The organism is Alteromonas sp. Cnat3-28 (genome assembly GCF_022348265.1).
Classification (GTDB): Bacteria; Pseudomonadota; Gammaproteobacteria; order Enterobacterales; family Alteromonadaceae; genus Alteromonas; species Alteromonas macleodii.
Genome location: NZ_JAKREY010000010.1, coordinates 180,182 through 186,394, shown reverse-complemented (window position 1 = coordinate 186,394; position 6,213 = coordinate 180,182). Strand labels below are relative to the sequence as shown.

Below are 6,213 nucleotides of genomic sequence, written 5' to 3'. Positions count from 1 at the left end.
CCAGCGCGGATCTCATCGTGGAGCGGGTTGCGTGAGCGCCTAATCAGACTCCGAATACATTAGCGCATAACCAACCCCGTTATCGAAATTGATTATTGCAATAACGAGGCGGACCATACATTTTTGTATCTGGCGTTTTTCAGTCTTGATTCACCCATGTTAAGCACGAGCTTGCCCAGCACTGTCAGACAGCAATGTCTTGTATAAATCAGCGTAGGCATTGGACATCCTTTTTATACCAAATTTACTTGTGACAAGCTTATACAAAGCCTCTCCATACTGTGCTCTTTCATCAGGGGCTTCAATTAGACTAATTAAGCTCTCCCCAATTCCGTCAATATCTCCCGGCGCTACCATAACACCTGTTTCCTTATGCTTGATAACTTCGGGTATTCCCCCTACAGGACTAGATAACACTGCACATTTATTAGCACCTGCCTGAAGTAAAATATCGCCTAAACCCTCTGAATAGGAAGGATGAACCAGAATATCTACATTAGGGAGTATTTTGGCTACCTCTTTAGTAAAACCGCAAAGCTTCACATGCTCGTCTAGCTTATGGCGTTCTATAAGTGATTGATAGCTCTCTTTTAGATTTCCCTCGCCAAACAATAAACAGGTTACATTTTCATGCTTGTTCAATACATCGTGCATAGCCAAAATGATATCCGCTTGCCCTTTTTGAGATATGTACTGAGCGAAGTTTGCAATGACGATATGGTCTTCAGGAATAGAGAATGTACGTCGCAGCCAACCGCTATCTTTGCGTTGGGAATACTCTGTTAAGTCTACTGCTGGATATATAACGCGCTGATGTTCTACGCCTTCACAATGTAGTGAAACCACTTTCCTCACACCTTCAGATACGCTGATAACTGCATCGAACTGTTTGTACTTATAAAATGAAAAGTGAGTTTCGGGGTTATCTATTCGCCTTGTGCAAACCGTAGGAACACCTGAAATTTTGGCGAGCATGGCACCCCATACATCCGAACCCCGTTCGCTGTGTACATGAATAATATCTGGGTTAACCCCATTTACGACTTCCAGTAAACGCTTTACACATAGGAAGTCTGACTCACCGGCATACTTAATGGTATGCGTTTCACAATGCCCAAAAGCCGTATGACGAATCTCACTGTCTTCAGCGCAAACCAAGTGAAGTGATATATCATCATGGTGCTCTAACGCATTGATGAGGTATGCAACTTGTTCTGCGCCACCGTGAAGATGTATGCCAAGTTCAATGTGAAGAACGCGTATACTCAAATGCCTTCCTTAAAATTTATTTAATATTCTGTATACGCTGCTTTTGTATTTAAGACCGTTTTTTGCGGCTTTTCTTATATGGTTGTGGTAACACCCTGCTGTTTAAACACCACTATACGCATAAAGCGAGTGATCAATATATTATTGCCTTTCTCAAATACACTATTTACTTACGTATAGGTCGCTTTGCCCTAGACGCGGGCTATTTAGCCACTACAATGTCGAAAGAATCTATCGGGAACTGCGGCACTAGATAGCTAGAATTACCTGCTTACCGCTGGAAGTGGGTGTTTCCGCAGTGCCCAGCACACCGTATTTGAAAAGCATAATTCAACATCGATAGTCGATCACTTGTAGTCGTGCCGTCGAAGTATCTGTATCAAAAAGGATGTATTTATGGTTGTTGCCAATACACGTGGCTATAAACCTACTCTACTTGAAACGCTCTGCCGGTGGGGATATTCGCTTGTATTGGCGATTGCCATTCCCTTCGCATTTATTCATTTATTAATAAAAGCCACGAAAGCAAGCGATGACTCGCATCGAGGGAGATTTGAGCGTTTTGGTATAGTCCCAAAGCCGCTCAAGCAGAATGGCTATTTGTTTCACTGTGTTTCAGTGGGGGAAGTCGTGGCTGCTTCATGCGTAATAAAGCGAATAATGCAACACGAGCCAGACGCGCAAATAACCGTAACTACAACCACGTCTACAGGCTCTGCTCGCGTTCGAGATATATTCAAAGACACCGTTCACCATTTCTATCTGCCTTATGATTTGTCGCTGACTATGTCTTCAATGCTGAAACGCATTAAGCCCAAAGCAGTAATGATTACAGAAGTTGAACTATGGCCAAACCTTATTCACGTGTGCTGGAAGCGCAATATTCCCGTTATGGTAATAAATGCTCGCATGACTGAGCGCTCGGCTAAACGTTATAAAAAAATCGGACAACTATTTAACCCTATGTTGGCTAAGCTATCTCACGTATGTGCTCAAGGGCAGAGAGACTATGATAATTATGCATGGCTTGGTGTTGCGCAAGATAAGCTAACCCTCACGAATAATATTAAGTTTGATCAAGCCACAAATACAGCGAGCTCTTCTGCACATTTTCTTGGGTTAGCTAAGGGTGCAAGGCCAATACTAGTTGCAGGCAGCACGCACGAACCTGAAGAGAGCGTTATCGTTGAATCTGCAAAGGTTTTATGGGACGAGAACCCTCAACTACGGGTGATTATTGTCCCTCGCCATCCAGAGCGTTTTGAAGCCGTAGCAAAATTACTTGAAAGGCATAATTTGAACTTCGTCAAAAGTTCAGAGGTGGATAACGTTCCAGACGATGTGAACGTTATCCTGTTGGATGAAATGGGTAAGTTAAATCATGCTTATGCGGTAGCAACATTTGCCTTTGTTGGCGGCTCTATTGCCGATAGAGGCGGCCATAATGCCCTTGAGCCGGCAGCATTCTCGTTGCCAATAATGATGGGGCCACACACCTATAATAACCCTGTTATCTGCGACTATTTAAAAGAATGTGGCGCATTAAGCATTGTAGAAGATGCTTCTCGCGTTTCTTCAACGGTACAAGAATGGCTTGAATCACCCAGTAAAGCTGAAAAAGCGGGAATGGCCGGTAAAAAGGTACTACAGGATAACAGCGGCGCGTTAGATTCTACTTTAGCGTGTATACATCGCAGTATTCGTTAAATGCCGTCAGTCAAAAACAGCAACTCGTTGTTATTGAACAAAAAAGGAACCCCGCATTTGTGCGTCTGATGCACCAAATTAGGCGCTGTGACAGCTAAAAGATAATGAATAGGGACTTGGTTTTTAGCTATCTATTTGATTATACGGGGATTGTTAAAGTTGGTTCGCTGCTTGCTATAAAGTGTGCGACAGCGTAACAACAGTAAAATCCAAATAAATATGCACCTTTTAAAAAGGGCACTGCGTTGCGCGTTTTCCAGGGAGAGACCTCCTGCCGGTGGGCAGGAGGTTTTCTTACTTTTGCACTTCTACTTTTTCTTCTTTTCGTTCTGGTTCAATCAAGCTAATCACACGCCATCCTGCTTTAGGCTGAATACTGTTACCGTTGATAAAAGTATAGCTCTTACCTTCAGCGTTGATCGCAATGAGAGGTGTAGCGCGCTCACCATACTGTTTAATGTACTGCTCGTAAGTAAACTCTTCAGATAAACGGGTGGTTTTCACCATTGAGTCACGGGCAATGGCCGATGCTAAATACCCATAAGTAACGCCTTCATCGAACAGAGTAAGTTTTTTCGCGTATTGTTCGCTAACTTGGTGACTTGGTCGCGTAGATTGTTCGTTATTTGTCAGCGCCCATACTTTGTCTTTGCCCATCGTGTATTCAAAGTGATAAGCAATAAGTGGGTTAAGCTGCTTATAAGGCGACATAATCAGCACGGTACCGAATGTATTCAGATCAAGATGTCGCGCTGCATGGTCAGACATTGGGTTGCCAAAATATACTGGGATATCCTTCATACGCGCTTCTCTTATTGCGTCCCAGTTAGTATCTGCAATGGTAACGTCTAGCTTTTGGTTTATCATTTCCGTCGCTAAGGCGCGGTTGAATTTACTGCCACCGAAAATCAGATAGCCAGTTGGCGCAGGCGCTCTCACCTTAAGTAGCGACGCAACAGTGCGTGAAGTAAGGCTCTGTACCACTACTGTTGCAATAATCACCATAAAGACAATAGGAACAATGATACCCGCACCTTCATAGCCAATTTCTTCAAGCTTTAAAGAGAAAAGGGCTGATACCGCCGCTGCAACAATACCGCGAGGTGCAATCCAGCTTAGCAAGGCTAATTCGTTTAACTTGAGTCCGGTACCGACGGAGGACGCCAATACGGACAAAGGCCGAGCCACAAACATTATGGCGGCAAGCACTACAACGGAGCCCCAACCTACATCCACTACCGATTGTAAGTTCAAACGCGTGGCAAGCAGAATAAATAAGCCTGAAATAAGTAAAACACTCAGGGTTTCCTTAAACTCAAGAATGTCTTCTACGTCTACGTCCTTCATATTGGCCAGTACCATACCAGATATGGTAACCGCCAAAAGGCCAGACTCGTGCGCAACATAATTAGACGCTGCAAACACACCCAGAATAACGGTTAACACTGCGGTGTTAAGCAAATAGTGCGGTATCCAGTCTTTGCGAATAGACAGACCAAGCAGATAGCCAGAAGCGAGACCAAGTACGGAGCCAATTCCAATGGTTTTGCCAAACGCTATTAGCGTATGGGTAATGGCGGTTTCTTGCGATGCAACGATAAACTCGAAAACCAGTACGGCGAGCAGAGCGCCGATAGGGTCTATGACAATCCCTTCCCAGCGTAAGATATTGGCCAAATTCGTTTTCGGTCGCACGGTTCTGAGCATGGGCACTATAACCGTTGGGCCTGTTACGGTAACAATGGCTCCGAATAGGAAGGATAGCTGCCAAGTAAGATCAAGACTGTAGTGCGCTGCAGTGGCTGCGACAAGCCAGGTTACAACCACGCCCACAGAGCAAAGGTTTCGAACCATGTTACCGTGACCCGCGATGTCGCTGAACTTCAGCGTCAGTGACCCTTCAAAAAGAATAATGGCAACAGAGAGAGAAACGACAGGAAACAGCAAATCACCGAATAAGTCGTCCGCATTGAGCACGCCAAAAACAGGGCCAACCACAATACCGACAATTAACAACGGTAAAATAGCAGGGAGCCTAACCTTATAGGCTAAGTATTGGCAGGTAATTGACAGCAATCCAACTGCAACGAGTGAAAGAAGCGGGTCTGACAAAGTGAGTCCTTAACGTGTTGATATTATTCCATGGTATATCAGCCTAAACATTTGTCATACAGAGACTTTAGGCCAACCTATGTTTATAGCGATATACGCTTGGGCTAAAAGTTTAGACCAATAGACCTTATTTAGCGCACTAAAATGCATGTTAGAGAGTGGGTAGGTTTGATATTATTCGTCACTTATCGTTCTTTTCGGAGCCTTTCATTGAACACTCACTTTAAATTCGCGGCTTTATCAGCATCGCTTGTACTAGCATCGGCATGCGCAGTTCAATATCCCATCCCTTCTGCACAGTTACAAATAGAAAATATTGTTGAGTTGCCGGAAGAACTTTCAGAAACATCGGGTCTATTTTGCGAAACGGACGGCATGTATTCATTAAATGACTCAGGTAATGCTCCCGTCATTTATCGTATAAATTACCAGGGTGAAATTATTGAACGAACGCGCTTACCGCTCACCAATAAAGACTGGGAAGCAATAACCGCTGACGCTTCATCGTTTTACATTGCGGATGTGGGAAACAATAAAGGCAAAAGAGAGCAGGTCGAAATACATAAAGTAAACCGCTCAAATGTGAATGACATCACCTCTATTACATTGAAATACGAGGGTAATGACGCTTCGAATAACATTCCTTATGCACATGATTTTGACTCAGAGGCGATGGTTAAGCATGGCGATGACCTGCTTCTTTTTTCTAAAAGTTGGAAAACTGGTATAACCCATATCTATAAAGTGAACGAAGACGAAGCTGAGCAAACCATTAGTACGTTTGCGTCCATTGATGGACTGCCGGGCGTGGTAACTGGGGTAGACTTCGATCTGCACCAAAATAGGTTTGTTATCACCGGCTACAAATCAGATCCATTTGGAAACTTTGCTACTTTCATGGCTCAAGTATCAAGCGACTTTGCCCTTCTTGATGTATGGCCGCTTGAGCAATATAAACAAGTTGAAGGCATATGCGTGGATAATAGCGGCACATATTGGTTCAGCGAAGAAGCTACGGAAGGGCGCAAAGCATCGTTGTCTAGCGCCAGAGTAATGCCATAACAAGAAGCGCCAAAACAGGTAACGCCGTAACGAGCAACGCCATAAAAAAGCGAGCTGATTGAA

At 44.1% G+C, this 6,213-nt stretch carries 4 protein-coding genes; 2 read left to right on the top strand and 2 right to left on the bottom strand.

Annotated elements, in window-relative coordinates; genetic code table 11:
• Positions 1–159 precede the first annotated feature (159 nt).
• Positions 160–1,269 (bottom strand): glycosyltransferase family 4 protein, encoded by a 1,110-nt coding sequence (locus MHM87_RS12335; protein WP_239259314.1) that lies wholly within the window; start codon positions 1,267–1,269, stop codon positions 160–162.
• Between the two features lie 396 nt (positions 1,270–1,665).
• Between MHM87_RS12335 and MHM87_RS12330 the strand changes: the two genes are divergently transcribed.
• Positions 1,666–2,976: a 3-deoxy-D-manno-octulosonic acid transferase gene (locus MHM87_RS12330; RefSeq protein WP_239259312.1), complete on the top strand. Its 1,311-nt coding sequence runs from the start codon at positions 1,666–1,668 to the stop codon at positions 2,974–2,976.
• 294 nt (positions 2,977–3,270) lie between these two features.
• Here the strand turns inward: MHM87_RS12330 and MHM87_RS12325 are convergent, their stop codons facing one another.
• Positions 3,271–5,088, bottom strand: a complete 1,818-nt coding sequence (locus MHM87_RS12325; RefSeq protein ID WP_014975447.1) for a sodium:proton antiporter — start codon at positions 5,086–5,088, stop codon at positions 3,271–3,273.
• Positions 5,089–5,298: 210 nt separating this feature from the next.
• Between MHM87_RS12325 and MHM87_RS12320 the strand changes: the two genes are divergently transcribed.
• Entirely contained in the window at positions 5,299–6,150 is an 852-nt protein-coding gene (locus MHM87_RS12320) for a hypothetical protein (protein WP_239259310.1), read from the top strand.
• Positions 6,151–6,213 lie beyond the last annotated feature (63 nt).